This is a genomic window from Nocardioides sp. CPCC 206348, assembly GCF_048654705.1.
Taxonomy (GTDB): Bacteria; Actinomycetota; Actinomycetes; order Propionibacteriales; family Nocardioidaceae; genus Nocardioides.
In genome coordinates this window covers 66,912-67,739 of the sequence record NZ_JBMCZA010000195.1, presented here as the reverse complement: position 1 = coordinate 67,739, position 828 = coordinate 66,912, and the positions used below count along the sequence as shown (strand labels likewise).

The following is an 828-nucleotide window of genomic DNA, read 5'->3' as shown; positions in this document are numbered from 1 at the left end:
TTCACCCAGCACGCGCCGTGGACGGGGTCGTCGTACTGCGCGAAGAGAAGACCGCCGGCGGTGCCCGGCACGACCTCGTACGTGGCGTAGCGGACGAACAGGGACTGCAGGTCGTGGGACGGGTGGCCGGTGCCGTCACCGGTCTGGCAACCGCGGGTGAAGGTGCCGTCGAGCGCGCTGGTCAGGTAGGGCGTGGCCAGGTTGCCCTCCTGGATGGCGACGATGTCGGCACGTCGGCCGTTGGCGCCGATGTTCATCTGGAGGACCCTGTCGCGCACCCGGGGGCCGCGGGCGCTCCACGCGCCCAGCGTGCTGGTGCAGGCGCTGCTGCAGGTGTTGTAGGTCGCGATCGCCATCGGGATCGGGCTCGGCGGCACTGGCCGGTTCGCTCGAACCGTGACCTTGCAATGGAGGCCTCCGCGATGGCCGAAGCCACTGCGGTTGCGAGCGCGGATCTGGAAGCAGTACGTCGACCCGGGGCGGAGTCCGGTGGCAACGCCCCTCTGGACGCTGCTGCTGGTCCCGCGGACCGTCACGGTCCGCTTGGTGCTCGAGCCCTGGACCTCGGTGCTCGAGATCGCCCCGGACGAGAGGGCGAGCTCGATCTGGTACGACGTCGCGCCGCGCACGCGCGGCCACTGCACCTCGACGGCCACCGACGGTCCCCGGTTGAGGATCTGCGCGTTCACCCACGAGATGCCGGCCCGGCCCGGCCTGGCAGCGAGGGCGGGAGCAGCGCTCAGGCCGACCAGTGGCAGAGCACAGAGGAGCGCAACGAGGGCACCCGCCCAGCGATGTGTCCGGTGGGTTCGCCTGCCGATCGTGGTG

1 protein-coding gene is annotated in these 828 nt (G+C 71.3%); it reads right to left on the bottom strand.

The annotated features are described in order from the left end of the window. The coding region (locus tag ACOADB_RS18035) for a fibronectin type III domain-containing protein (RefSeq protein ID WP_378601475.1) at positions 1–689 on the bottom strand (689 nt) is incomplete at its 3' end. Between the last annotated feature and the right edge of the window lie 139 nt (positions 690–828).